General features: G+C 60.0%; 19 protein-coding genes. 5 read left to right on the top strand and 14 right to left on the bottom strand.

Features of this window, described 5'->3' with window-relative positions:
- Window positions 1-116 precede the first annotated feature (116 nt).
- The 14 genes from ACA055_RS16395 to ACA055_RS16460 form a co-directional block, all read right to left on the bottom strand.
- Entirely contained in the window at window positions 117-557 is a 441-nt protein-coding gene (locus ACA055_RS16395) for a CBS domain-containing protein (protein ID WP_497679595.1), read from the bottom strand.
- A gap of 40 nt (window positions 558-597) precedes the next feature.
- The gene (nirD, locus tag ACA055_RS16400) at window positions 598-975 is read right to left on the bottom strand and encodes a nitrite reductase small subunit NirD (protein ID WP_497679596.1); all 378 of its coding nucleotides are present in this window, start codon (window positions 973-975) and stop codon (window positions 598-600) included.
- Complete coding sequence (gene nirB / locus ACA055_RS16405; RefSeq protein ID WP_497679597.1) at window positions 975-3,536, bottom strand: nitrite reductase large subunit NirB; 2,562 nt, start codon at window positions 3,534-3,536, stop codon at window positions 975-977. The genes nirD and nirB overlap by 1 nt, the downstream gene beginning before the upstream one ends.
- Window positions 3,537-3,965: 429 nt before the next feature.
- Window positions 3,966-5,135, bottom strand: a complete 1,170-nt coding sequence (locus ACA055_RS16410; protein ID WP_497679598.1) for an acetyltransferase domain-containing protein — start codon at window positions 5,133-5,135, stop codon at window positions 3,966-3,968.
- 146 nt (window positions 5,136-5,281) lie between these two features.
- On the bottom strand, window positions 5,282-7,828 hold the full coding sequence (locus ACA055_RS16415; RefSeq protein ID WP_497679599.1) for an efflux RND transporter permease subunit: 2,547 nt from the start codon (window positions 7,826-7,828) through the stop codon (window positions 5,282-5,284).
- 30 nt (window positions 7,829-7,858) lie between these two features.
- Window positions 7,859-8,923: a WD40/YVTN/BNR-like repeat-containing protein gene (locus ACA055_RS16420; protein WP_497679600.1), complete on the bottom strand. Its 1,065-nt coding sequence runs from the start codon at window positions 8,921-8,923 to the stop codon at window positions 7,859-7,861.
- 67 nt (window positions 8,924-8,990) lie between these two features.
- Entirely contained in the window at window positions 8,991-10,349 is a 1,359-nt protein-coding gene (locus ACA055_RS16425; protein ID WP_497679601.1) for a DUF1329 domain-containing protein, read from the bottom strand.
- A gap of 37 nt (window positions 10,350-10,386) precedes the next feature.
- Window positions 10,387-12,213 carry a DUF1302 domain-containing protein gene (locus ACA055_RS16430; RefSeq protein WP_497679602.1) on the bottom strand — a complete coding sequence of 609 codons (1,827 nt, stop codon included), beginning with the start codon at window positions 12,211-12,213 and terminating at the stop codon, window positions 10,387-10,389.
- 181 nt (window positions 12,214-12,394) lie between these two features.
- A complete protein-coding gene (locus ACA055_RS16435; protein WP_497679603.1) occupies window positions 12,395-13,402 on the bottom strand; it encodes a YeiH family protein in 1,008 nt (335 codons plus the stop codon).
- Window positions 13,403-13,405: 3 nt separating this feature from the next.
- On the bottom strand, window positions 13,406-14,680 hold the full coding sequence (locus tag ACA055_RS16440) for a spinster family MFS transporter (RefSeq protein WP_497679604.1): 1,275 nt from the start codon (window positions 14,678-14,680) through the stop codon (window positions 13,406-13,408).
- 60 nt (window positions 14,681-14,740) lie between these two features.
- The gene (locus ACA055_RS16445) at window positions 14,741-16,321 is read right to left on the bottom strand and encodes an acyl-CoA carboxylase subunit beta (protein WP_497679605.1); all 1,581 of its coding nucleotides are present in this window, start codon (window positions 16,319-16,321) and stop codon (window positions 14,741-14,743) included.
- Window positions 16,318-17,877 (bottom strand): class I adenylate-forming enzyme family protein, encoded by a 1,560-nt coding sequence (locus tag ACA055_RS16450; protein ID WP_497679606.1) that lies wholly within the window; start codon window positions 17,875-17,877, stop codon window positions 16,318-16,320. The genes ACA055_RS16445 and ACA055_RS16450 overlap by 4 nt, the downstream gene beginning before the upstream one ends.
- Window positions 17,878-17,940: 63 nt before the next feature.
- The gene (locus ACA055_RS16455; protein WP_497684433.1) at window positions 17,941-18,651 is read right to left on the bottom strand and encodes a GntR family transcriptional regulator; all 711 of its coding nucleotides are present in this window, start codon (window positions 18,649-18,651) and stop codon (window positions 17,941-17,943) included.
- 5 nt (window positions 18,652-18,656) lie between these two features.
- Window positions 18,657-18,881 (bottom strand): acyl-CoA carboxylase biotin carboxyl carrier protein subunit, encoded by a 225-nt coding sequence (locus ACA055_RS16460; RefSeq protein ID WP_497679607.1) that lies wholly within the window; start codon window positions 18,879-18,881, stop codon window positions 18,657-18,659.
- Between the two features lie 196 nt (window positions 18,882-19,077).
- Between ACA055_RS16460 and ACA055_RS16465 the strand changes: the two genes are divergently transcribed.
- The 5 genes from ACA055_RS16465 to ACA055_RS16485 are packed head-to-tail and all read left to right on the top strand — an operon-like array spanning window position 19,078 to window position 24,275.
- Entirely contained in the window at window positions 19,078-19,545 is a 468-nt protein-coding gene (locus tag ACA055_RS16465) for an acetyl-CoA carboxylase biotin carboxyl carrier protein (protein ID WP_497679608.1), read from the top strand.
- The gene (accC, locus tag ACA055_RS16470; RefSeq protein WP_497679609.1) at window positions 19,545-20,954 is read left to right on the top strand and encodes an acetyl-CoA carboxylase biotin carboxylase subunit; all 1,410 of its coding nucleotides are present in this window, start codon (window positions 19,545-19,547) and stop codon (window positions 20,952-20,954) included. The genes ACA055_RS16465 and accC overlap by 1 nt, the downstream gene beginning before the upstream one ends.
- A complete protein-coding gene (locus ACA055_RS16475; protein ID WP_497679610.1) occupies window positions 20,951-22,348 on the top strand; it encodes an acetyl-CoA carboxylase biotin carboxylase subunit family protein in 1,398 nt (465 codons plus the stop codon). Before accC ends, ACA055_RS16475 begins: the two co-directional genes overlap by 4 nt.
- A gap of 3 nt (window positions 22,349-22,351) precedes the next feature.
- Window positions 22,352-23,851: a hypothetical protein gene (locus ACA055_RS16480; protein WP_497679611.1), complete on the top strand. Its 1,500-nt coding sequence runs from the start codon at window positions 22,352-22,354 to the stop codon at window positions 23,849-23,851.
- A 7-nt stretch (window positions 23,852-23,858) separates the two neighbouring features.
- On the top strand, window positions 23,859-24,275 hold the full coding sequence (locus tag ACA055_RS16485) for a Zn-ribbon domain-containing OB-fold protein (RefSeq protein WP_497679612.1): 417 nt from the start codon (window positions 23,859-23,861) through the stop codon (window positions 24,273-24,275).
- Window positions 24,276-24,279 lie beyond the last annotated feature (4 nt).

Genomic DNA, 24,279 nt, shown 5'->3' on the forward strand with positions numbered 1-24,279 from the left:
ATGGCGTGAATTATGTACTGATTTCCCGAGGCTGACAACCCCTTGATTTCAAAAAAAATTCTGCAAGGCGGTTTGCCTGTTTCCGCGCTTGAACGCCCCCGGTGCCCCGTATCGAATCAATGCCCGCGTATGTAGTGCTCCAGCTGCCGAATCAAATCGGCCTGCTCGACGATGGCCTCTTTGACCAGGTCGCCAATCGATAACAGACCGATCAGCTCACCACCCTCCAGCACTGGCAGGTGGCGCAGATGGCTGTCGGTCATGACCGCCATGCAGCGCTCGATGCTCTGTTGGCTGCTGGCAGTCACAACGGGCGCGCTCATGATGTCGCGCACCGGCGTACCGACCGAAGAGCGTCCCTGTAGCACGACCTTGCGCGCATAGTCGCGCTCACTGATGACGCCCACCACCTGCCCCGCTTCAATGACGGGCAGCGCGCCAACATTTTTCTCGGCCATCATCTTCAGCGCTTCAAGGACCATTTGGTCCGGCGCGATGCTGTGCACTTGCTGGTTTTGCACGACTTTCAGTTTCAGCAACTGTGCGGCTGTTTTCATATATGCCTCCGATCCTGTTGCGCGACGTTGTTGAACGCCATCAGGCCATCCCGACTTCCACCATGCCGCCGTTCAACCGCACGGGCCAGACACGCAGTTGCTGTTGCGGATACTCGAGGCAACTGCCGTCCTCAAGGCGGAAATGCTGCTTGTAGATCGGTGATGCAACGACCAGATCGCCCTTGATGCTGCCTACCAATCCACGGCCGATGACATTCGCACCCGATTGCGGGTCATAGTTATCAATGGCGTAGAGGGTCTTGCCTTGGGCACTCGGCAGGTAGAACAGCGCCACTTGTGCGCCGTCTAGCCAGACGACGACGCCGGAGTTGCTGACCAGATCCTGTTGCTCGCACACCTTTTGCCAGGCATCGGTGTTGTCCTGGGAATCGGCGCGTTGGGTATTGGACTGGCTCATCAGGCAATCTCCTCGGTAACAGGGATAAGGTTGAGTTCGGCCGCCATGATCGGACGACGCTGACCGCGTTCCTGGACAAAATGGATGTCCGGGTCCGGGCGTTTATCGTTGACGAAGGTACGGAAGCGCTTGAGTTTTTCCGGGTCTTTGAGCGCATTGGCCCATTCGCATTCATAGCGGTCGACTACCAACTGCATCTGCGATTCAAGCTCCGCGCCCAGCCCGAGGCTGTCGTGGATGATCACCTCCTTGAGGTAATCCAGACCGCCTTCCAGGCTTTCGCGCCACACCGATGTACGCTGCAATTTGTCGGCGGTGCGGATGTAGAACATCAGGAAACGGTCGATGTAGCGGATCAGGGTTTCATCATCGAGGTCGGTCGCGAACAGCTCGGCGTGACGCGGACGCATGCCGCCGTTTCCGGCCACGTAGAGGTTCCAGCCTTTCTCGGTGGCGATCACGCCAACGTCTTTGCTCTGGGCCTCGGCGCATTCACGGGTGCACCCGGAGACGGCGAACTTGAGCTTGTGCGGCGAGCGCAAACCCTTGTAGCGATCCTCGATGGTCAAGGCCATCTGGACGCTGTCCTGTACGCCGTAACGGCACCAGGTGCTGCCGACGCAAGACTTCACCGTGCGGGTCGATTTGCCGTAGGCATGCCCGGTTTCGAAACCCGCTTCGATCAGCTCGGCCCAAATCTCCGGCAACTGGTGCAATTGAGCGCCGAACAAGTCGATACGCTGGCCGCCGGTGATTTTGGTGTAGAGGTCGTATTTCTTCGCCACCACGCCAATCGCGATCAATTTGTCGGCGGTGATCTCGCCGCCGGGAATGCGCGGCACCACCGAATAGGTGCCGTTTTTCTGCATGTTGGCCATGAAGGTGTCGTTGGTGTCCTGCAGCGGCACCAGCGAAGCGTCCATGATCGGCTGGTTCCAGCACGACGCGAGAATCGAGCCCACCGCCGGTTTGCAGACGTCGCACCCGGTGTGACCACGGCCATGCTTGGCCAGCAGTTCTTCGAAGGTGATCACCCCTTCTACCCGCACCAGCGCGTAGAGTTCCTGACGGGTATAGGCGAAGTGTTCGCACAGGCTTTTGTCGACACTGACGCCACGGGCAATCAACTCATGCTCGAAGACTTGCTTGAGCAGACCGGCGCAGCCACCGCACCCGGTACAAGCCTTGGTCTGCGACTTGAGCTGGCCCAGATCGGTGCACCCGCCGTCGATGGCCGAGCAGATCGAACCCTTGGTGACGTTATGGCACGAGCACACCGTGGCCGACTCGGGCAGCGCGCCCGGGCCCAGGGTCGGAGCACCTTCGGACGACGGCAAAATCAGGCTGGCGGGTTCGGACGGCAAAGCAATCGCGTTCTGCATGTATTGCAGCAGCGTGTCGTAATAGCTGTTGTCACCGATCAGCACCGCACCGAGCACATGCTTGCCCGTGACATCCACCACCAATCGCCGATAGCTGGCCGTGGTTTCGTCGATGAACTGATAGCTGCGCGCGCCAGGGGTGTTGCCGTGAGCGTCGCCGATGGAACCGACATCGACGCCCAGAAGCTTGAGCTTGGTCGACATGTCCGCGCCCATGAACGGCTCGGCGGTCTCATTGCACAGCAATGCGGCAACGCCACGGGCCATTTGGTAACCCGGCGCGACCAGACCAAAAATGCTGCCATTCCATGCAGCACATTCGCCGATGGCGTAGATGTTCGGGTCGCTGCTCAGGCATTGGTTGTCGATCACCACGCCGCCGCGCGGGCCGACTTCCAGCGAACATTGACGGGCCAGCGCATCTTGCGCGCGGATACCGGCGGAGAACACGATCAGGTCGGTTTCAAGGAATTCGTCATTGCCGAAATTCATCCGGTAACGGTAATCCTCGCCCGCGCTGATCGATTGAGTCCCACGCGACAAATGCACGCTGACGCCCAACCGCTCGATTTGCGCCTTCAGTGCACGGCCGCCCAGATCGTCCAACTGCACCGGCATCAGGCGCGGGGCGAATTCCACCACATGGGCTTCCAGGCCCAGGCTTTTCAGCGCGTTGGCGGCTTCCAGGCCCAGCAAGCCACCGCCCACCACCACGCCGCGCCGGGCGTTGGCAGCCGCGGCGCGAATGGCGTCGAGGTCTTCCAGGGTGCGATACACCAGGCGTGAGTCGCCCTCGGCGCCTTCAATCGGTGGCACAAACGGGTAGGAGCCGGTGGCCAGGACCAGTTTGTCGTAGGTGACACTGCCTTGCGAGGTAATCACCTGACGACGCACACGGTCGATTTCAAGCACCGGCACACCTAAGTGCAACGTCACCCCTGGCGTCTGGTAAAGAGATGCGTCACCGAGCGCCAGCGACTCGGCATCGCGACCTGAGAAATACTCCGAAAGATGCACGCGGTCGTAGGCACGCATCGGCTCCTCGCTGAAGACGTGCAACCGATAATGGTCAAGTGCGCCCCGCTCGATCAGCTGTTCGACACAATGATGTCCGACCATGCCATTGCCGATCACGATCAGCGTTTGCAGCTTGTTCAACGTGGCAACATTGGAATTCATAAGAAGCACCCGGCTAAAGCCCATCACGGTTCAAAAAGCAAAAAAAAACGCCTGAAACCTTTCGGTTCCAGGCGTCTTTGCCTGTTCTTTTGCGGTGTTGAAACCAGACGTCTCTGCCTGATCCACCGATGTTGCCCACGACCTGTTCGGCCAATCGATCGTCGTTGACCGAGGGGGCTGCCCACTCGATTGCGTTCGCGGTGGGCCTGATCAGTGTCTTGCAGATTTTGTGCCAGACGGCGATGGTGATGCTTCTGAACACGACAGGAACGCGGTTTTAAGGCGCTGGAGTGGGGTTTCACGGTCGCTTTCCCGACCTGGTTATCGGTTGCACAACCATGAAACCCACCTCGTTGAAAACGGGGCGTTTGCCTTCCCATAGTGCAGAGAGTTGCCCCGGGGCTTTATAAAAGTGCACAGAAAACGGTGTTACAGATACTTGAGCCAGGCGATATCCCGACGCCGCGCCTTGAGGCTGGAGAACCCGCTCACCGGCCAGTAAATCGCGATGATCAGCAACACGGCCGCCAGCCAGACAGCGCCTACCGAGGAGAAACCGAACCAGACCCCCTGGTTCAAGCCGAACAGGGCTACCGCGATGACGTACAAAACCTTCAACGCGTAAAGGTGCAGCAGATAGAAGAACATCGGTGCCGATCCGAACACCGTCAAGGGACGCAGCCACGTACTTTTTTGCAGCTGTTCAAACGCCAACAGCAGCAAGCATCCAACGCTCAGGGTTAGCGCGATAAACAGCAATGACGGCGGATATTTGGTGATATTGAAGAAACTCATCAGCGTCTGCAGGGCCGTGTCGCCGACACTCCAAGGCTTCTCGCCATATCCATTGACCAGTCGCAGTGCAATGAACCCCGTCAGGCCCGCGACACCACACAGCAATAGCTTGCGCTGGCGTGTCCGGGCATCCGTCATCCGCCCGAACCACGGCCCGAGGGCATAACCCAAGCCTATAACACCTATCCAGGGCAACACGGGATAGGAGGTGCGCAATCGTAGCCCTTCGGACAATTCGATCCAGCCACGGTCATGGAGAATGGCCCATGGCACGTGCATCGCCGAATCAATCGGAAAGTGCAGAGCATCCAGCAGATTGTGGCCGGCGATAATCGTCAGGCTCAATAACAACAGCACCGGGCGCGGCAGCCAGACCATCGCCGACAGAGCAATCATGCTCAAACCGATGGCCCATATCACCTGCAAGTAAATGACCGTCGGTGGAAACTGGAACGTCCACGCGAAGTTCACCAAGGTGAACTCAAGCACTACCAGAAACAGACCTCGCTTGAACAGAAAGCTGCAAACGTCCGCTTGTCCCGCGTATTTCTCACCATACAACCAGGCCGACAGGCCGGTGAGCAGGACGAAGATCGGCGCGCACAAATGAGCCAGGGTCCGACTGAAAAATAACGCCGGCTCGGTCGTGGCGATGTCCATGGGATCGGACACCTGTCGATGCAGAAAGAAGGTTTCACGGACATGGTCGAGCAGCATGAACAGAATCACCATGCCTCTCAATGCATCGATGGAAAGAAGACGGCCAACCGCCGTGATGGTGGAGCGAGGAGGTGCAATTGTCATGAGCGATTCGCAACAAGGGGTAAATAAATGAGTCCCGCAGAACAGACTGTGAGGATTATCTATTGTTACCCTATAACATCAATAGGCAGAATCGCGAACCTTTCCGACACGTCCCCTCCTTGCCGTCTTCCCCCGCTCCTACATCACTAAACCGGCACCCTCCCCGTGCCACGCCGTTCAGAAACGCACTGTTCAATACCTTGCGCTCCCTCAGCGTCTGAACGCTCAAGGGTCATCTCCTCGATGGTCTTGCCCAGGACGTGATGAGTACGCAAAAGAAAATGCGATAACGCCGGGATCAGTATCAAGGCGCCCAACATGTTCCACAGAAACATGAAGGTCAGGAGAATGCCCATGTCTGCCTGGAACTTGATCGGCGACCAGACCCAGCACACAACGCCGGCCGCCAGGGTAATGCCCACCAACCCCACCACCCGACCGGTAAACGACACGGCGTTTCGGTAGGCTTGCTTCAACGACAGGCCCTGACGCTGGTAATGCAGTTGGACGCTGAGCAAATACAACGCGTAGTCCACACCGATACCGACACCGAGTGCAATGACTGGCAGGGTCGCCACTTTCACGCCGATGCCCATGACCACCATCAAGGCCTCGCAGAGGATTGACGTCAGCACCAGCGGCAGCAAGGCCACCAACGTTGCGCGCCAGCTGCGAAAGGTAATCAGGCAAAACAGCGTCACCGCCGCGTAGACGTAAAGCAGCATGGTGCGATTGGCCTCGCGCACCACGATGTTGGTCGCCGCCTCGATACCGGCGGTGCCGGCAGCCAACAGAAACTGGCGATCCTCGGTGCTGTTCTCCCGGGCAAACTTGTCCGCTATGGCTACCACGGCATCCAGGGTCTCGGCCTTGTGATCCTTGAGGAAGGCGATTACAGGCATCAGCGAACAATCCGTGTTGAACAACTCCGGGGAATTGACCGAGGCTTGTTGCGCGGCATAGTTCAGCACGTTCTGGTTGCGCTGGATGCTGTTGAGCTTGGGATTGCCCTCGTAGGTTCCCGCGGTGATCTGGCGTACTGCATTGACCAGCGATGCCGTGGCTTGCACCCCGGGATACTGCTGGAGCTCCCAGGCCAACCGGTCGGCGAGGATCAACGTCTGGTAATTCAGACAGCCTTCCGCTGGCGTCTTGATCATCACCGCGAACAGATCGCTGGACAGCGCGTAATGCTGGGTGATGTAGGCGTTGTCGCGGTTGTAGCGCGAGTCCGCACGCAACTCCGGCGCGCCACTGTCGAGGTCGCCGATTTTCAGTTGCAGGCTCACCACAAAACCAGCGATCCCCAGCAAGGCAGCCACCAGTACGGTCCCGGTTGCCCACTTGGGTGTCGTGAAGCGATCCAGCCTGTCCCACAGTTTGCCGAAGCCGTTATGCGTCGCCGCCCGAGTGTCGATCTTCAGTGCGCGCTCGGCGGCTTTTGCCCCGACGCCGACAAAGGAAAGCGCCACCGGCATGAGCAGCAAGGAGGTGAAGATCAGCACCGCCACACCGATACTGGCGGTGATGGCAAGGTCCTGGATCACCGGAATGTCGATCAGCATCAACACCGCAAAGCCCACCGCATCGGCCAGCAGCGCGGTGACGCCGGCGATGAACAGGCGACGGAAGGTGTAGCGCGCGGCCACCTGTTTGTGGGTGCCACGGGCGATGTCCTGCATGATGCCGTTCATCTTCTGCGCGGCGTGGGACACACCGATGGCAAAGATCAGGAACGGCACTAGGACCGAGTACGGATCGATGGCATAACCCAGCCAGGCGACGATACCCAGTTGCCAGACGACCGCGATCAGCGAACAGCCGACCACCAGCAGCGTGCTCCGCACACATCGGGTGTAGAGGTAGATGATGACCAGCGAGGTGACCACGGCCAGGCCGAAGAACATCATCACCTGAATCAGACCATCGATCAGGTCGCCCATCAGCTTGGCAAAACCGATCACCCGGACCTTGTAGTGCCCCTTGCCCTCTTCCCCGTTCTTGCGCGCCGCGCTGTCACCGGCGAACTCGATCTTGTCACGCAACTGCTCTTCGAGCATCCGCGAAAACTGGTGGTAGTTGATGCTCTGGCCAGTGGAAGAGGCTTTATCCAGCAACGGCACGATCAGCATGCTCGATTTGAAATCGCTGGCGACGAGGCTGCCAACGATGCCGGCGCGGGTGATGTTCTGCCGTAGCTGTTCGATGTCCGACGGCGAGCCCTGGTAACTGTCGGGCATCACCGGACCGCCCTGAAAGCCTTCTTCGGTGACTTCGGTCCAGCGCACGGCGGGTGTCCACAGCGACTTCATCCAGGCACGATCGACTCCTTCGGCGAGGAACAGTTCGTCGTTGACCTGCTTGAGCACATTCAGGTATTCGGGGTCGAAAATGTCACCCTGGGTGTTTTCCACCACCACCCGAACCGAGTTGCCCAGGCCGCGCAGCGACTGGCGGTTCTCCAGGAAATTCTGAATGTACGGCTGGCTCTGCGGGATCATTTTTTCGAAGCTGGGGCGCAACTCCAGGCGAGTCGTCGCCATGTAGCCCAGCACCAGGGTGGTCAGGGTCATGAGCACGATGAACAGCGGGCGGTAGTTGAACACCAGCCGCTCCAGCAGGTTGCCGGAGCGCCGATCAAAGTCGTGCAGATCGCGGATCACCGGCATGTTGTCTTGTTTGGTATTGGCCATGTCTGAGTACTCGCTCTTGGGTTCTGGCTCTTATTCTTTGAGGAGCGCACGTGCGCCGCGCGCGCCCACGACAACCAGCGAACCATCGGCCGCCAACGTTACGCCCGCGACGGGTGACGGTGTCTGCTGCGGCACAAGTTGCAATCGGGCGCTGCCGTCCTGAGCAACCAGCATGTGCCCCGCCTGGGTGAACAACCGATAGTGACCCTGAGCGTCTACGGCGGCGGCAGTGACGCTGACCTGCAGGCCGGTATCGAACGGGGTCCAGCTCAAACCGCCATCGGTGCTACGCAACACATTGCCGCGCAGGCCGTAGACAACGACTTCGCCAGGCTTGCCGACAACACCGAAATAGCTGCCCTGATACGGCGTGTTGAGGGCGGCGAAACGCTGCTGCGAGGTATCCCATCTCAGCAACAACCCCTGCTCGCCGACGATGTACAGCGCATCGCCGGTGGACGTGATGGCGTTCAAGTGAAAATTCTGTGGGTTGTCGGTACGGTCCTGAAAAGGTGTCCAGCTCTGGCCGCCGTCGTCGGTGCGCAGGATCAGGTTGAACACACCGACCACGTAGCCGACCTTGTCGTTGGCGAACCAGACGTCGAGCAATGGCTTGTCGGCGCCCTCCTCGACCAACCTCTGACCATCAGCAACGAGCAGCGGCCATTGCTCGTTGGCAGGCTCCGCATTCGCCAGCGCCGCGTAATGCTTGATCAGCAACGCACCGATCTCGCGACCGTCCAGTTGCTTTTTCCAGGTCAGGCCGGCGTCGCTGCTATGCAGAACCACGCCGTCGTTTCCGACCGCCCAGCCTTGCTCACGGGAAGGAAAATACACGGCGCTCAGGTCGCTGCTGACCGGTACGTTCGCCTGCAGCCATTGCTTGCCGAAGTCATCAGAATAAAGAATGTGGCCACGCTGCCCGACGGCAACCAGGCGCTGCCCGGCATTCGCGACGTCAAGCAAAGGACTGCGCACGGCCAACGCACTGGGCTTGGCGGGCAGATCCAGCACATCCACGTAGCCGGACGCCTGCGCAACGGTCTGCCACAACGCTATCAGCAGCACCAACACAGGCTTTTTGAATGAACACATAGTGCGTCCTCTTGGCAAAACCGGGCCCGGCTGCACTCAGCATGCAACCGGGCTTTGGATGGAGCGCTTAGCGAACACCATTACCGGCCAGGGCGTCCGGCGACCACTGCGCCTTGGAGAGCGGCGCGATGTATTTGATGCCCCCGTAAGCACCGGACAAACCATTGATGTTGTAAGTCCCGCCCACCAGGTCATAGATCACATGCGGCGTGGTGTTAGGCGTCGTCACGTCGTAGCTTTGCGAAAGGAAGCTGAAAGAGCCGCGATACAGTTGGCCGCGGGCATCGTACTGGTCCGATGCCAGAGCGACCCAGCTGTCCTCGTCCAGATAGAAACGACGCTTGGCGTAGACGTGACGGGCACCCGCCTTGAGCGTGCCTTCCACGACCCACACACGGTGCTTCTCCCAACGCACGAATTGCGGCGCCAGGTGATTCGGTGTGGTCAAGGATTTCGGTTCCTTGATGTAGCTCAGCGCGTAGGTGTTGTACGGCACGATCATTTCCTGCTTGCCGACCAGCTTCCAGTCATAGCGATCCAGCGCACCGTTGAAGACATACACGTCGTCATAGGTGCCGGAACCTGCGGTGCCTGGGTTTGGTGTGTCGTAGGCCAGGGTCGGTGCCAGTTTCACGCGGCGCTGGCCGGGCAAGTATTGCCAGGCACGACGCGCCTGCACCAGCGGGTTGGCCGCGTCCTTGAGCATGATCGCCTCGCCCGCACGGCGCGCCGGGCCGGTGTAGAACAGACGGGTCTGGAAGTAGGTGTCTTTGCCATCGATGACCTTGGTCGGGTCTTCGAAGATCGGAAACGAGTTGACGATCTCGCCGCTGGTGGCCAGGTTCTGCGAACCTGCGGAGTCCACGTTCCAGGAATCGTACTTGGTTGAATAGGCGACGCCCTGATAGCGCAGCAGGTGGTTCCACATGGCCTCGGCACCTGACTGCGGGATCGGGAAAGGCACGCCAGGCAGCACGTTCTCGATCGCGTTGCCACCTTCCAGCGACTTGGCGCCGGTCGCGTTTTTCAATGTGTTATCCAACACACTTTGAGGCAGCGCCACGCTGCGGTGGGTCGGGTAGACCTCAACGCGAAAGCTTGGAAAACGCGTGGCCAATTCGACGGTGACGGCGGTCAGCTGATTTTTATACTGAGCGACGTTCTTGCCATCGATCACCAGCAGCGGTTTCTCGTTGGCGTATGGGTCCGGGCGAAAGGTGTCACCGGCCTTGAAGCCTGCCGGCAGACTGGTCAGCCCGCCGGTGTAGGCCGGAATGGAGCCATCGGCGTTCCCGGCTTTCTCGGCGCCGACAGCGGTCAGGTTGCTGCCCAGTTTAGCGGCGTCCGCGGAAGGTACGGCGGCCTGGACGAGACCGGCGAAGGCCAGCGCAACAGATGCGGTCAACAGATTGTGCATGCATTTCATTGTGTCGTTCTCCTGATTGTTTTTAAGCAATCGCGAATCAGAAAGTTGTCTTGAAGGTGGCCGTCACCATGCCGCGATCCTTGAGCTGGGCCGGAGTGCCGCCGAAGGCGGTGGTTTGACCGGGCACGCAGTTGTACTGCCCGTTGGCGCCTGGTGCAGCGCCGTCTCCTGGGTTGCCAGCACTGCCTGGCGAACTGCAGGTATCGAATGGACCGAAGTTGTCCACGTATTTCAGGTCGAAGCGGTATTGGTTGCGCACATCGAAGCCGACGCCGACCGAGTAGCTGCCGGAGTCTTCGTTACCGCCCAACTGGACGGCGGAGTTGCCATTGAGGCCGACGTTGTAGGTCATCGGCAGGTACATATCGACGCCGGGGAACACCTGGTACCAGGTCGGGTTGAAGTTGACGCCAATGATGTAGTTGTCCTTGGTGACCTTGTCGGTGCCGTGGTACCAGTCCTCGCCCTTGAACAGCTGCTTGTTGTCGGTCACCTTCAGCCAGCGGCTATAGCCCAGCTCGACCAGCAACGAGGAACCGTCCCACAGCGGCGTGTCGCCAAAAGTAGTCAGGCCGTTGAGCACTGCGTGCACGGTATTGCCGCGAGCCACGCCGTCTTCGCCATTGAAGCTGCCGATAAAACCTGGCAAACCGGCGGCCGCCGCAGCCGGGCTGACGGTGCCCGCCACGCTGGCGAGGGGCATGTTTTCGCGGTAGTTCAGGTCGAAACCGACGCTGACGTCGCCGAGGTTTTTCGACAGGCTGATGCCGTAGATATCGATGTCATCGACATAGAACTGGTTGTAGCTGCCGATGTTGCCGGAGATCAGCTGCGCCGGACCGACAGCGGTCGGCTGCAGCACCAGGTTGGGCAGAATGTCGGAGGTGTTGCGGTAATAAACGCCGAGGGTGCCGTCCAGCCATTCCGGGCTCCACTTAGCCATCAGGCCGAAGTCGCCACGCTTGTCCGGGGTGAAGGTGTGGCCATTGCTCAGGCGCAAGAATTGATTGGCACCGATCGGGCCAGGGGCACCGAAGAACGGGTTGAGACCACCGATCAGCGACAGGTTGTGCCCGCCATTCTGGATACCGTCGTTGAAGCCTAGATACGTACCGGATTCCGGCAGGCGCGAAGCATCCCAGTCGAGGAAGTACTGCGCACCAAGGGTCAGTTCCGGGTTGACCGTGAAACTGACGGACAACTGGTTACGCGGGATGAACAACTCCTTCGCTTCGGTGCCAGGCACGGCCAGCGCCTTGGAAATGTCCAGGCCGGACTGGCCATAGCTGTTGCCGTGGGCAAAGGCGAGGATGCTTTCACCCCAGTACTGGGTGTGCTTGCCGAGCTTGGCGCTGAGGATCGACTCTTCACCGACTTCCGCACTGCCGAAGACAAAGGCATCGAGAATTTCGGCCGAAGGACCGTTGTAATAACGATCGGCGTAACCGCTGATATGGCGTGAGTCCGGCACCCCGTGGTTGAGCTGATTCGTCGCCGCGTTATCACTGCCGACATCGTCGTAGGCATGGTCGTACCAGCTGTTGGCGCTGACCCGAAAACCGGCCTTCTGCTTGTAGGTCACATCCAGTTCAGAGAGCACATCCAGACGCTGGGATACCGCACTGCCCGAAGAGAAGTTGCGGTTACCGTCGTTGTTGTTCCAGGCGTTGGCCAACTTGCTGTTAGGACTTTCGACCCGCTGGGCATAGTTGAACTTGAACGTGTTGTCGAAACGCACGGCCCAGTCTTCATTTCCGGTATTCAGTTCAAAGGCATGAGCCGCCGGCAACGCAGCGACGAACAACGCCGAGGCCAGCAGCGTTGGCTCCCACACACTCACACCCGATTTTTTGTTTATACGCATACGTTGGCTCCGGTTTTTTTTGTTGTTGTTTTTGTGTTTATAAAAAAGACATCTGGCCACCCAATTCGGGCGCGACAGTGCTCACCACTCTTATCCCCATCAGGGAAGTGTTCGATTCATTCAAAGTGACCCAATCAAAACCGCCGGAGTCAGCACACCCCTCGGTATTGAACGACCAGACTCAACTACCGAGTCGTATCAACAGCAACACCAGTCCCAGCAAGAACACTGTTTCACCGACCATCAACAGAATGGGTTTTAGCCCCACCGTGGCCAGTTCCTTCAACTGGATTTTCATGCCCAGCGCACTGATGGCGACGACCAGGCACCAACTCGACAATTGATTACCCAGGCTCTGCACCGCGCAAGGGAGCCAACCGAAACTGGTCACTGCCGCCAAGGCAACAAAAGCCACGGCAAACCAGGGCAACAACGGCGGCCTCTCACCCGTGCCCTGCCCGCCTTGAGATCGGGTGATCAACACCGCGCAGACGATGACCGGCAGCAGCATGGCAATCCGCATCAGTTTCACCACCGTGGCGGTATCGCCGATGTCATGCGACATGCTGTACCCGGCACCCACCACCTGCGCGACGTCATGGATGGTGGCGCCGAGAAACACCCCGGCTTGCAGCGGGTCCAGTCCGAGCGTCCGGGCGATCACGGGATAAAGGATCATCGCCAGAGTCGACAGGGCGGACACGCCGATCACCGTGAACAGCGTCGCGCGCTCCTTGGCCTGATGAGCAGGCAGCGCCGCCGCTAAAGCCAGGGCTGCGGATGCCCCGCAGATCGCGGTCGCGCCACCGGACAACAAACCAAACAGCACGTTGAAGCCCAGCGCGCGCGCCGCCAGCATGGACACCACAATGGTGACCACCACCGACACCACAACGATCAGCACAGGATGCCAACCGAGCGCCGCAATTTGCTCCAAAGAGATGCGCATCCCCAGCAAGGCAACCCCGACACGCAGCACTTCACGAGCGCTGAAATCAATGCCCGCTTTGCTCGGCCCCGCCGCCAGAAAATTCATGGCCATGCCGAGCAGGAGTGCCAACAACATCACTGGCGCCTGGTACTGATCAGCCAGAAACCGCGCCGCAATGGCGACGACGATACTGGCTAGTACACCCGGCAAATGCTGGCTGATAACCGACTGAAACTGGATGACGGCGGACCTGGACATAAGCTAAACCTTGATCCCCATGACCGGCATCGCACGCGTGCTTTCACGCTTGATACGCGCCGCCACATAGAAGAAGAACCCACCCAGCACCAGCGCCAGAATGTCGCTGACCAGCAGCACATGGGTCAGCGGCGAGGCCACTCCGGCAGTCGTCAGCGTGTCGCTGATCCAGCCCACAACGAATGTGCCGAGTGCCACCGAAAAGAGGTTCAGCAGCAGCATCGAGCAACCCATGACCGTCGAACGCATGCGCACGGGAACGGCGCCTTGAATCGCGGTGGTCGCGGAACCGTAAAGCGACATCAACATGAAAATACCGACCGCCATCCCCACGTAGAACAGCGACGAGTCAGTCGGTACCAGGCGATAGGCAATCATGAATGGCGCACACACCAGCATGAGCAACACCAGAACACTGGCGTGGCCGCCTTTGAAACGAGGGGCCAGGCGGTCGCTCAAAATGCCGCCGGCCAACGCGCCCAACGAGCCGAACACGATCTGCATGACGCCCATGGTCGTGGCGATCGAGGCCGGGTCCATTCCTCGCTCGCGAGCGATCCACAGTTGCGCGAACGAGATACCCGGATAGACCAGATGCGCCAGCACAAAACCGGTGACGGTGTAGCGCACGACACGGTTGCTGCGCAGCTCAGCGAACACTGCGGCCATTTGAGTCTTGAGCGGCGCGCCGCGCTCTTGCACGGTGTTGTTGCTGCGCTTGTCGCTCATCAGCATCAAAGGCAGGCCGATGACCACCCCGGCAATCCCCAGGACATGGAACGTGGTGCGCCAGCCATGGGTGGCGCCGAGCGTGCCCGCCAACAAAAAGCTGCAACCAATACCCAGCGGAATGCCGAGATAAAACAGCCCCATCGCCGTGCCCCGGCGCTTCTCCGAGAACAGCTCCATCAACAGTGCCGTGGCGGCAGGCACTAACGCCGCTTCACCGGTGGCCACCAGAAAACGCGCCGCCACCATTTGTTCGAAGCTCTGGACATAGCCGGAGGCAATCGTGCAGGCGCTCCAGATGAGCATGCCGGCACCGATCACCCGCGGCCGACTGTGACGATCGGCCAGCGCACCGAGAAACACCGCCATCACGCCATAGCTCAGCACCCAGACCGCGCCGACGAGAAAGCCGTACTGCGCGTTATTGATCGCCAGCTCGCCCGTGATTTGCGGTGCGAAGCCCAGCAGAATATTTCGGTCCACCTGAGCCAACAGGTGAATCACCATCAGCGTTGCGAGCACTGCGCAGGGACTCTTTTTCCAGAACATCGTCTGTACCTTTGAGTTGTTTTTATGAAGGTAAGGCCGGATGCCGCTCGTCCTTCCGGACTAGCGCATGGTCCGCCGCTTCGGCCCAAGGGAAAGTGCAGTGATGCGATACGCGTCACCCACCCAGTTGCACAGCAGCGGACGCGTACTGTCCGGCTCAATCACGTCGATCACGCCAAAGCGCTCGGCGGTACGCAGCGGTGAAGCGAGAGCCTGGTAATGGGCCTCCAGCTCTTTTCGACGCGCCAGCGGATCATCGGCGGCGGCGATTTCCTGCTTGTAGGCGGCCGCAACCCCACCCTCGATCGGGATCGAACCCCACTGCGCCGAAGGCCAGGCAAACCGGTGCGGCAATGCCGTGCCCGTCGGGCCATGCCAGGGGCTGACCATGGCCCCGGCAAGACCGACACAGCGGCGCAGCACGATCGTGATGACGGGCACGCTCGCTTGTTCGATCGCATGCACCGCCTGCATGGCAGCAATCAACGTGCCTTGCATCTCTGCTTCCTGCCCGGTCATCACGCCAGGCTGGTCCACGAGGTAAATGAGCGGCAGATGAAAGGTGTCGCACAGGTCGATGAAACGGGTCTGCTTGAGCGCCGCCGCACGGGTCAGCGCACCGCCGCCGACGCGCGGGTTGTTGCAAATGATCCCGACCGAGTAGCCGTTGAGTCGGGCGAACGCGGTGATGGTCGACGCACCGAAATCCGGGGACATCTCGAACAGACTGTCGTTGTCGACCAGCGACTTGAGGATCTTGTGCGGGTTGAAAATCTTGCGCCGGTCATGGGGAATGGCATCGTTGAGCCAGGCGTCGCGGCGACCGGGAGCGTCTGTCGAAGTCGCTCGTGGCGGCTGTTCCCAGACATTGCCCGGCAGATAAGACAAGAAACGCTTGGCCAGTTCCAGTGCCTCGGCGTCGGTATTGGCGGCGAGATTGATCATGCCGCTGTGACGGTGCACCTGGTCATAACCACCCAGGTCATTCTTGTCGATATCGATACCGAACGCCTGCTTGACCACTGGCGGGCCAGCCGCAAACACCTGGCTCTGGCCACGGACCATGATCGACAGGTGTGAAGCGGCAACCCGCAGCGCACCCAGTCCCGCACAGGCACCGTGAGCAATGCCGACGACCGGCACGGCCCCCAACAGATTGGTAATCGGTAACAGCGCATAACCCGGAATCTTGGTATGACCGAGCTTGTCCAGCAGCTTCACACTGCCGCCGGCACTGTCGATCATGCGAATGATCGGCAGCTTGTATTCCCAGGCATAGCGATCGGCGTAGATCCACTTCTCAGCGACCGCCGCCTCAGACGAACCTCCGCGAATGGTGAAATCATCCGCCGCCACCACGGTACGCCGCTGTTCGATCGTGCCCACGCCGACCACTGCCGTGCTCGGCGTGGCGGAGGCAATCTTGCCTTCCTGCGTGTACTTCACGGCGCCGGCCAACACGCCGAATTCCTCGAAGCTTTCGCCATCAAGTAAATGACCGATTCGCTCACGCGCCGTGAGTTTGCCTTGGGCATGATGCTTTTCCACCGCTTCCGGGCCACCCAATGCATAGGCGACTTCTCGACGCGCGCGAATGTCGGCGAGTTCCAGCGACCATTCAGGGGCAACAGGCGTGCTCATGTTGATGTCCTCTCCAGGCGCGCGAGATAGTCATCGCGCAGAATATTTTTCACGACCTTGCCGGCGTTGTTGCGTGGCAGAGCGTCAACGAATTCAATCAGGCGCGGCTTCTTGTAACCGGCGATCAGTGTCGCGCAATGCGTGCCGAGCGCTTCGCTGTCGACCGTGGCGCCTTCGCGTCGCACGACAAACGCGGCGATCCGCTCACCCCACTCCGGATCGGGCAAACCCAGCACCGCCACTTCGACGACCTGCGAATGGCTTTCCAATGCATCCTCGACTTCCCGCGCGTAGACATTGAAGCCACCGGAAATGATCATGTCCTTGTTGCGCCCGACGATATAAAGAAAGCCCTGCGCGTCGAGGTAACCGAGATCGCCCGAGTAGTACCAGCCATCGCGAATGGCTTCGGCTTCCAGATCGGGACGACGCCAAAACGCCACTTCACCGATACCGTCGGTGGCGATGGCGATCTCGCCGATTTCACCCGCCGCCATCTCCTGGCCGTGAACATCGCGCACGGTGATCTGCACATTCGCGGTCGGTTTGCCGCAAGAGCGCAGCACCCCATCCTCAGCGTGTTCGTGCGGATACAGCACGGCCAGCGGCTGTACCGCCTCGGTCATTCCATACTGCTGGCGCATCACCGGACCGAACCGCGCAATGGCTCGGCGGATCAGGTCCACGGAGGTCGGAGCCGTTCCGTAGTGAATGCACTTGAGCGATGACAAATCGGCTTCGACGCCACTGTCGAGTGTGTCGATCAAGCGCGTGAGCATGGTCGGCACGCACATCATTTGCGTGATGCGATGGCGCTCGATTTGCCGCAGCGTCTCCACCGGCTCGAACTTCTCCAGAATCACGTTGCGCGCGCCTCGCAAGTAGCAGGGCAACAAGTGAACGCCAGCGGCATGGGTCAAGGGGCCAACGTGCAACATTGCATCCTCCACACCGAGGCGGTATTCCATGGCGTAGAAGTGATTAGTCAGGCGTTCGTACCAGCGCTTGACGGTATAGGTCACGCCCTTGGGCTTGCCTGTCGTGCCCGAGGTATAGGCGATACGCAGCTGCGTATCCGCAGAGACCTGAATACTGGGGGCATTGGCCGGCATTGACGCGAGCACTTGCCGGTAATCCAGAACCTGCGGCGCCTGCCAATCAAGCCCTATCACATGGCGCAAACTGGCGACGCGATCGCGAACACCCTTGCCGATTTCACTGAATTCCGGTCCTGCCACCAGCAAGCTTGCGCCGGCATCGTCCAGGATCGCGATCTGTTCGGCCAATGTATGCCGGGCATTCAGCGCAACGTAGACCAACCCTGCCTTCTCGACAGCGAAAACGCTCTCGATGGCCTCGGGCGAGTTGTTGAGTAGAACAGCCACTCGTTCCCCGACCTGCAACCCGAGCGAAATCAAGGCATGGGCAAGACGGTTGCTGCCTGTCTCCACGTCGTCATAAGTCAGGCAGTCATCCCCGAAAATCAGGGCGGTGCGGCCACGGTGTTGCCGGGCGGCCCAACTGAGCATGAGTCCTGCGGTACGTTTTTTTGTCATGATATTTTGTCTTATTGTCGACAATTTGACACAGCACTCGGGAGTGTTGTGCCCCCGTGTGTATTATTCCAAGTGATTCAATGCGGCCTGATGGGAAGCGTTGATCAGCTCAACCATCAATTTCCCGGCGACCGTACTGCTGTTTTGTCTAAGTGCTTCGACCAGTTCGCGCCAATAGACGGCGGAAGCCTGCCGACGCTCTGTCGAACGCAACCCCAACCGGGTGTAACGTGCGGTCTGGATACCCAGCGCGCCCATGAGTTCGGCCAGCTGCTTGTTACCGCAAGACTGGAACAACAACGTGCTCAGGCGATAACTGCCCTGCGCATATTCGTCCAGTGCATCCGATTGCCCCGCGATCAGCTCAAGCCGGGTAACGATGGCGTCCATTTGATTCACAACAGACGCATCAAGATCAGCCAGGTACTTGGCCAACAACCCGGCCAGCACAGCGCGGATCTCAAACAGGTTGTCGATCTCCTGCTTGCTCAATGACGTTACGTGCGCGCCACGCTGCGGCACGATGGTCACGACGCCCACTTTCTCGAGGATGCGCAGGGCTTCGCGGATCGGACCACGACTGACCTGAAAGTGGTCGGCCAGCTCCTGCTCACGCACCGAATCTCCCGGCCCGTATTCGCCTCGCAGAATCGCAAGCGTAATGCTTTCGGCAATCTGCTCAGGCATCGTCAATACGCGCTGGCGACCAGCCCGCATGACACCTATTGCACTACCGCTCTTGGCGGCCGACGCCGAACCTGCATTCATTGACATAGACTTCAATCGCACTCCATAAGCAAAACATCCTGGCCATCTTTGAGCACCTCGCCCTCGGCAACGAGAACGCTCACTACTCGGCCCGATTCCGCGGCCATCAAGGGAATCTCCATCTTCATGGACTCCATGATGATCAGCGTCTGATCTTCTTCAACGACGTCGCCTTCGCGGACATGGATCTGCCATACCGTGCCAGCGACATCCGATTTAACCGCGATTGTACTCATTCTCGCCCCCTCCAAAACACAACTGTTTTCCGAAATCGCTGGGCCCTGGGCCGCCGCACGCTACGCTTTTTCTATCAAGTGCTGCGCAAACGCCCTGGGTGATGATCAGCAAATTACATGATTGTCTGATTGTTGACAATCCTACGTTTGGATGTTTTTATCCGTCAAGGCAATTCGAACAACAAGAGGCCGAGGCATGTCGCTCACACATAAAGAAGTACGAAGGATCCTGGAGATACTGGATCACACGACGCATCTGGACTTCCTGGAAGTCCGCGTCGGTGACACTACGTTGACTGCCAGCAAGTCGGGCACGATTCAGCGTTCGCTGGCACCGGCCCAAGGCGCCGCGTCCGCAAAATCCGCACAGGTCACTCCCCCTGTGACGGTTGCGAGCGAACCCGAAGTCGCCGAGGGCCAGGTGGCCGTGCGAGCCACCATGATGGGCACCTTCTATCGCAAGCCCAGTCCCGACCAACCGTCTTTCGTTGAAGAGAACGCCATGGTGGAGACCGGCGCGCCCCTGTGCCTGGTGGAAGCCATGAAACTCTTCAACACCCTCGCCTCCCCGGTGAAAGGCCGTGTGGTGCGCATCGTCGCCCAAGACCTGCAGATGGTTCAGCGCGACCAGCTATTGATGATTATTGAACCGGAGACTCGCTGATGAGCAGCATTCCTGTGGCAACCCGTGACATTCGCCGGGTATTGATCGCCAACCGTGGCGAAATCGCGGTACGCATTGTGCGGGCCTGCAAAACCCTGGGTATCGAATCGGTCGCGGCCGTCTCCGAAGCCGACCGAGACAGCCTGGCTGCCCGCCTGGCCGACCAGTACGTCATCATCGGTCCACCGCCGGCTGCGCAAAGTTATCTGTGCGCCGAGCTGCTGGTACGCACCGCACTGGAACACCGCTGTGACGCCATCCACCCGGGTTATGGCTTCCTTTCCGAACGCTCGCATTTCGCCCAGGCCTGTGAAGACGCCGGCGTGGTGTTCATCGGTCCTTCGGCCGAGATCATCGATTCGATGGGCGACAAAATCACCGCCGTCGGTCTGGCAGAAAAGGCTGAAGTACCGCGTGTACCGGGTTCGGATGCTGTCGCCGATGCGGACACCGCACGCACCATCGCCAGCGAGATCGGCTATCCCGTGCTCTTCAAGGCAACAGCCGGGGGTGGTGGACGTGGCATGCGGATTGTGCGCAGCGATGAAGAGGCCGAGGCGGCTTTCCGCTCGGCGTCGTCGGAAGCGCAAGCAGCCTTTGGCGATCCGACCCTGTATGTCGAGAAGTTCATCGAGCTGGCTCGCCATATCGAAATCCAGATCATGGGCGACCGCCATGGCAACGTGGTGCATCTGGGCGAGCGGGAGTGTTCGACTCAGCGCCGTCACCAGAAGTTGATCGAGGAAGCGCCTTCTCCCAGCCTCGCCCCGCAGACCCGCGAACAAATGGGCAAATGCGCCGTACGTCTGGCGAAAAATGTCGGCTACTTCGGCGCGGGTACGATCGAATTCGTGGTCGATGACCGCGACGGCAAATTCTATTTTCTGGAAATGAATACCCGCATCCAGGTCGAGCACCCAGTGACGGAGATGATCACCGGATACGATCTGGTCGCCGAGCAGATTCGCATCGCCGCCGGCCTGCCGCTGTCCTTCAGCCAGGCGGACGTCAAACTGACCGGTCATGCGATCGAATGCCGGATCAACGCTGAAGACCCGGATCGCAATTTCCTGCCCAGCCCAGGTCTGGTGAGCGAGTGGCTGCCACCCAAAGGCAAAGGCGTACGGGTTGACACCCACTGCTACAGCGGCGCCACCGTGCCGCCGTTTTATGACTCGCTGTTGGCGAAATTGATCGTGCATGCGCCGACGCGCAACGAGGCGATCGTGCTCATGCGCAAGGCGCTGGAGGACATGAAAGTCGTTGGATTGTCGACCACCGCCAGCTTCCATCATGCCGTGCTCGACCATCCGGACTTCATCACCGGCCTCGTCACCACACGCTGGGTTGAAGATGTGTTCGTACCCGCCCGCAAACAGGCTTTGAAACAAGCCAAGGAGCGCGCATGAGCATGACAACATTGGTCGATGTCAGCCTGAGCGACGGTCAGACCGCCGTCTGGAGCGGTGCTGCCAGCACCGCGATGCTGCTGGGAACGATGAATTCGCTGGGAAACGCCCGGCTTGCGGCGATCGAGGTGTTGAGTCCGGCCGTGATCGCGCAATGCATCAGTCGCGATGAAAATCCGCTGCAACGCGTCGCTGCGCTGCGCGAGCGCGCCAATGGCACGCCCCTGCGCGCAACCGTGAACCTGCTGCCCGCCCATGGCCACATCGATGTGCTTGCAGGCGAAGCGCTGGACGGTTGGTTGCGCCTGCTCGCGGGTCATGGCATCAGCGAGGTCGTATTGATCGACCCGCAACTGGATTTCCAGCGTTTGGACAGTGCCGTGCAAATGGCATTGGCGAATGGCCTGACAGCAACCGTCGCACTGCCCTATAGCGACGATGATCAACATGACAACGCCTGTTATGCGACCCGTGCTGCACGATTGGTCCAGACAGGTGCACAGCGCATCATGTTGCGCGACGAAGCCGGCCTGCTGCATGTCGACCGCCTGCCCGGCTTGCTCTCGGCCCTGCGCAGCGGCGTTGATGGCAAACCTCTGGATCTGCACACCCGCTGCCACACGGGCCTCGGCCCGCAAGTTGCGCTGGAGGCGATTCGACTCGGCATCGACCGCCTCGATGCCGCACTGCCCGGTGTCGCCAACGGTGCCTCGACACCTTCGCTGCCGCTGCTGATCCGCTCTGCGGCTCTGCTCGAACTGCCTCTGCAAGTACCGGATCAGGATCGTATAAAAGAAGCGCAGGCCCAGCTCACTGCCGTGGCAGATCAGGAAGGTTTCGCCGAGAGCGTGCCCTGGGCTTTCGACCTGGCTCCTTACGAACACCAATTACCAGGGGAAATCGCCGCCCAAACCCTGCAAGCGTTGCGTTTACGCGGACGCCTGGCCGATCTGTTCGAGTTTTCCCGCGAATGCACGCGCATTCGCCAGGAGCTCGGCAATCCGCCGATGTTGCAACCTTTCGCACAAGCGATTGCACGACAGGCACTTGAGCACCTCGATGCCGGCCCACGCTTTGCGACGTTGCAGCCCGCACTGCGCCGCTGGTTGCAAGGCTGCTATGGCCCGATCAACACGACTCTGGTCAGCGTGCAACAACGCATCGGTGCCGTTGCGAACCCTTGCCGCCCGATCGACGTGCCCGCCGATGAAGAAGCATTGGCGGCACTGATCTGCGGCTGCCCTGCGCTACCACCTCAGCAAAAACTTCACTATGAAGTTCGCACACCCGAACAAGCCCTCACACACGGGCTACTGCAACGCTGGCCCGACTACACCGTATTGAGTGTCACAGGCCCCGGCCTGTCCATCCATCTCGAACACAGCAAGGGGTGACATGTGCTGAATCAACTACGCGAAAAAGTGAACGCAGAATTCGCCCGCACCGGCAAACGTCGGCGTATCCAGCTGGTCGATGCGACCCTGCGTGACGCCCACCAGTGTTTGTGGGCCACTCGCATGCGCACCGAGCACATGCTGCCGATGGCCGAGCGCCTGGATGCCCTGGGTTTTGATGTGATTGAAGGCATTGCGTTGGTGCAGTTCGACGCCAGCGTGCTGTTCCTCAACCAGAGTCCACTGGAACGGCTACGCCTGTTGTCCGAACGCATCCGCCACACGCCGCTGCGAGGTATCGTGCGCAGCAACATGTTGCGTAGCTTCTACCCCGAGCCGGACGATTTGAGTGAGCTGTACGTCGAACGTCTGGTCGCCAACGGTGCGCGCGATATCGGTTTTCTCGACTCCCTGCACTGCTGGGATAACCTGGTGCCTGCGATCTCCACCGCCAAGCGACTCGGCGCGACAACGACCCTCGCCATGATTTACAACCTGGCGCCGGGCTACGACGCGTCGTTCTATGCCGCCAAGGCGCGCGAGGCCATCGAGCGCTTCGATATCGACGCCTTTACCTTCGGCGACGCCGGCGGCAGCCTGACCGTGGAGCAGGTGCGCAGCATTGTGTCGGCGATCAAAGCCGTGATTGGTGATCGACCGCTGGAAATCATCACTCACTGCCTGAACGCAACCGGTTCGCTGGTGGCCATCGAAGCCGCAGTGCACGGCGCCGACCGTTTGCTGTGTTCGATCGATCCACTGGCCAACGGCAATGCCGGACCGTCGGCGCAGATGCTGGCTCGCAACCTGCGTGAGATCGGCTTCGAGGTCAGTTTCGATGACCGCGCAGCAGACGAAATCGGTGAGTACCTTACCGGAATTGTCGAAGAGAACGGCTTCCCCGTGGGAGTCCCGGCGGAGTACGACCCGGCTCACTTCGTCACCCAGTACGCTGGCGGCGCCATGTCTAACCTGCAATCGCAGCTTCAGCTGGCGGGAATCGCCGACAAGCTGCCGGTCGTGCTCGAGGAGATCGGCCGCATCCGCGTGGAACTGGGTTCACCGGTGATGGCTACGCCCTTCCCCGCCATGATCGCCGCACAGGCGGTGATGAATGTATTGAGCGGCGAGCGTTACAAGGTGGTGCCGGATGAGGTGAAAAAGTACGTGTGCGGCTATTTCGGCGCCCTGCCACTGCCGGTGGACCCCGATGTAAAAGATCGCGTGCTCGCCAACGGCTCCCGTGAGATTGCCATCACACCGCCGGTGCTGGCGCCAAGAGTTCCTGAACTGCGTCGCCGCTACCCTGGCCTGTCGGATGATGAGTTGTTGCTGCGCGCCATGTATGGCGACGAAAAGATCACCGGGCTGGTACCGACCGTGGTCGACGACACTTTCAGTGTGCGCCGTCCGCTGCACGAACTGATCGCCGGTCTGGCCAAGCTCCCGGAACAACGTCATGTGCATATCGCCATGGCCGGTTTCGAATTGCGTACCCGCTGAGGCTGCCATGTCGACTCCTCTCTCTGCACGGCCACTGCCGCAACCCACCAGCGAAACGGCCGCCTATTGGGCGGCCGCGCAGGAACAGCGACTGGTGATCCAGCGTTGCGGCAGCTGCGGCCAATGCCAGTTTTACCCGCGGGCGTTCTGTATCAGCTGCTTGTCCGACAGCATCGAATGGATCAACGCCAGCGGTCATGGGCGCATTTACAGCTACACCATCTGCCGGATCGCGCCCTCGCCGGCCTTCGAGTCGCGGCTGCCCTATGTTGTTGCGTTGATCGACCTCGACGAAGGCGTTCGCCTGGTCGCCAACATCCTGGATGCCGACCTTGAGCGCGTCGCCATCGGCACCCGCGTCAGCGTCTGTTTCGAGTCCGTCAGCGAATCTTGCACGCTGCCCCAGTTCACTCTTTTGGATTAGCCGT

The organism is Pseudomonas sp. LBUM1657 (assembly GCF_059716075.1).

What these genes read in the sequence shown, in the direction of transcription:
- ACA055_RS16450 (WP_497679606.1), bottom strand. Translation starts at nt 17,877, where the DNA reads ATGACAAAAAAACGTACCGCAGGACTCATGCTCAGTTGGGCCGCCCGG.
- ACA055_RS16410 (WP_497679598.1), bottom strand. Translation starts at nt 5,135, where the DNA reads ATGACAATTGCACCTCCTCGCTCCACCATCACGGCGGTTGGCCGTCTT.
- nirD (WP_497679596.1), bottom strand. Translation starts at nt 975, where the DNA reads ATGAGCCAGTCCAATACCCAACGCGCCGATTCCCAGGACAACACCGAT.
- ACA055_RS16430 (WP_497679602.1), bottom strand. Translation starts at nt 12,213, where the DNA reads ATGCGTATAAACAAAAAATCGGGTGTGAGTGTGTGGGAGCCAACGCTG.
- ACA055_RS16465 (WP_497679608.1), top strand. Translation starts at nt 19,078, where the DNA reads ATGTCGCTCACACATAAAGAAGTACGAAGGATCCTGGAGATACTGGAT.
- ACA055_RS16420 (WP_497679600.1), bottom strand. Translation starts at nt 8,923, where the DNA reads ATGTGTTCATTCAAAAAGCCTGTGTTGGTGCTGCTGATAGCGTTGTGG.
- ACA055_RS16485 (WP_497679612.1), top strand. Translation starts at nt 23,859, where the DNA reads ATGTCGACTCCTCTCTCTGCACGGCCACTGCCGCAACCCACCAGCGAA.
- ACA055_RS16460 (WP_497679607.1), bottom strand. Translation starts at nt 18,881, where the DNA reads ATGAGTACAATCGCGGTTAAATCGGATGTCGCTGGCACGGTATGGCAG.
- ACA055_RS16395 (WP_497679595.1), bottom strand. Translation starts at nt 557, where the DNA reads ATGAAAACAGCCGCACAGTTGCTGAAACTGAAAGTCGTGCAAAACCAG.
- ACA055_RS16445 (WP_497679605.1), bottom strand. Translation starts at nt 16,321, where the DNA reads ATGAGCACGCCTGTTGCCCCTGAATGGTCGCTGGAACTCGCCGACATT.
- accC (WP_497679609.1), top strand. Translation starts at nt 19,545, where the DNA reads ATGAGCAGCATTCCTGTGGCAACCCGTGACATTCGCCGGGTATTGATC.
- ACA055_RS16440 (WP_497679604.1), bottom strand. Translation starts at nt 14,680, where the DNA reads ATGTTCTGGAAAAAGAGTCCCTGCGCAGTGCTCGCAACGCTGATGGTG.
- ACA055_RS16415 (WP_497679599.1), bottom strand. Translation starts at nt 7,828, where the DNA reads ATGGCCAATACCAAACAAGACAACATGCCGGTGATCCGCGATCTGCAC.
- ACA055_RS16435 (WP_497679603.1), bottom strand. Translation starts at nt 13,402, where the DNA reads ATGTCCAGGTCCGCCGTCATCCAGTTTCAGTCGGTTATCAGCCAGCAT.
- nirB (WP_497679597.1), bottom strand. Translation starts at nt 3,536, where the DNA reads ATGAATTCCAATGTTGCCACGTTGAACAAGCTGCAAACGCTGATCGTG.
- ACA055_RS16425 (WP_497679601.1), bottom strand. Translation starts at nt 10,349, where the DNA reads ATGAAATGCATGCACAATCTGTTGACCGCATCTGTTGCGCTGGCCTTC.
- ACA055_RS16475 (WP_497679610.1), top strand. Translation starts at nt 20,951, where the DNA reads ATGAGCATGACAACATTGGTCGATGTCAGCCTGAGCGACGGTCAGACC.
- ACA055_RS16455 (WP_497684433.1), bottom strand. Translation starts at nt 18,651, where the DNA reads ATGTCAATGAATGCAGGTTCGGCGTCGGCCGCCAAGAGCGGTAGTGCA.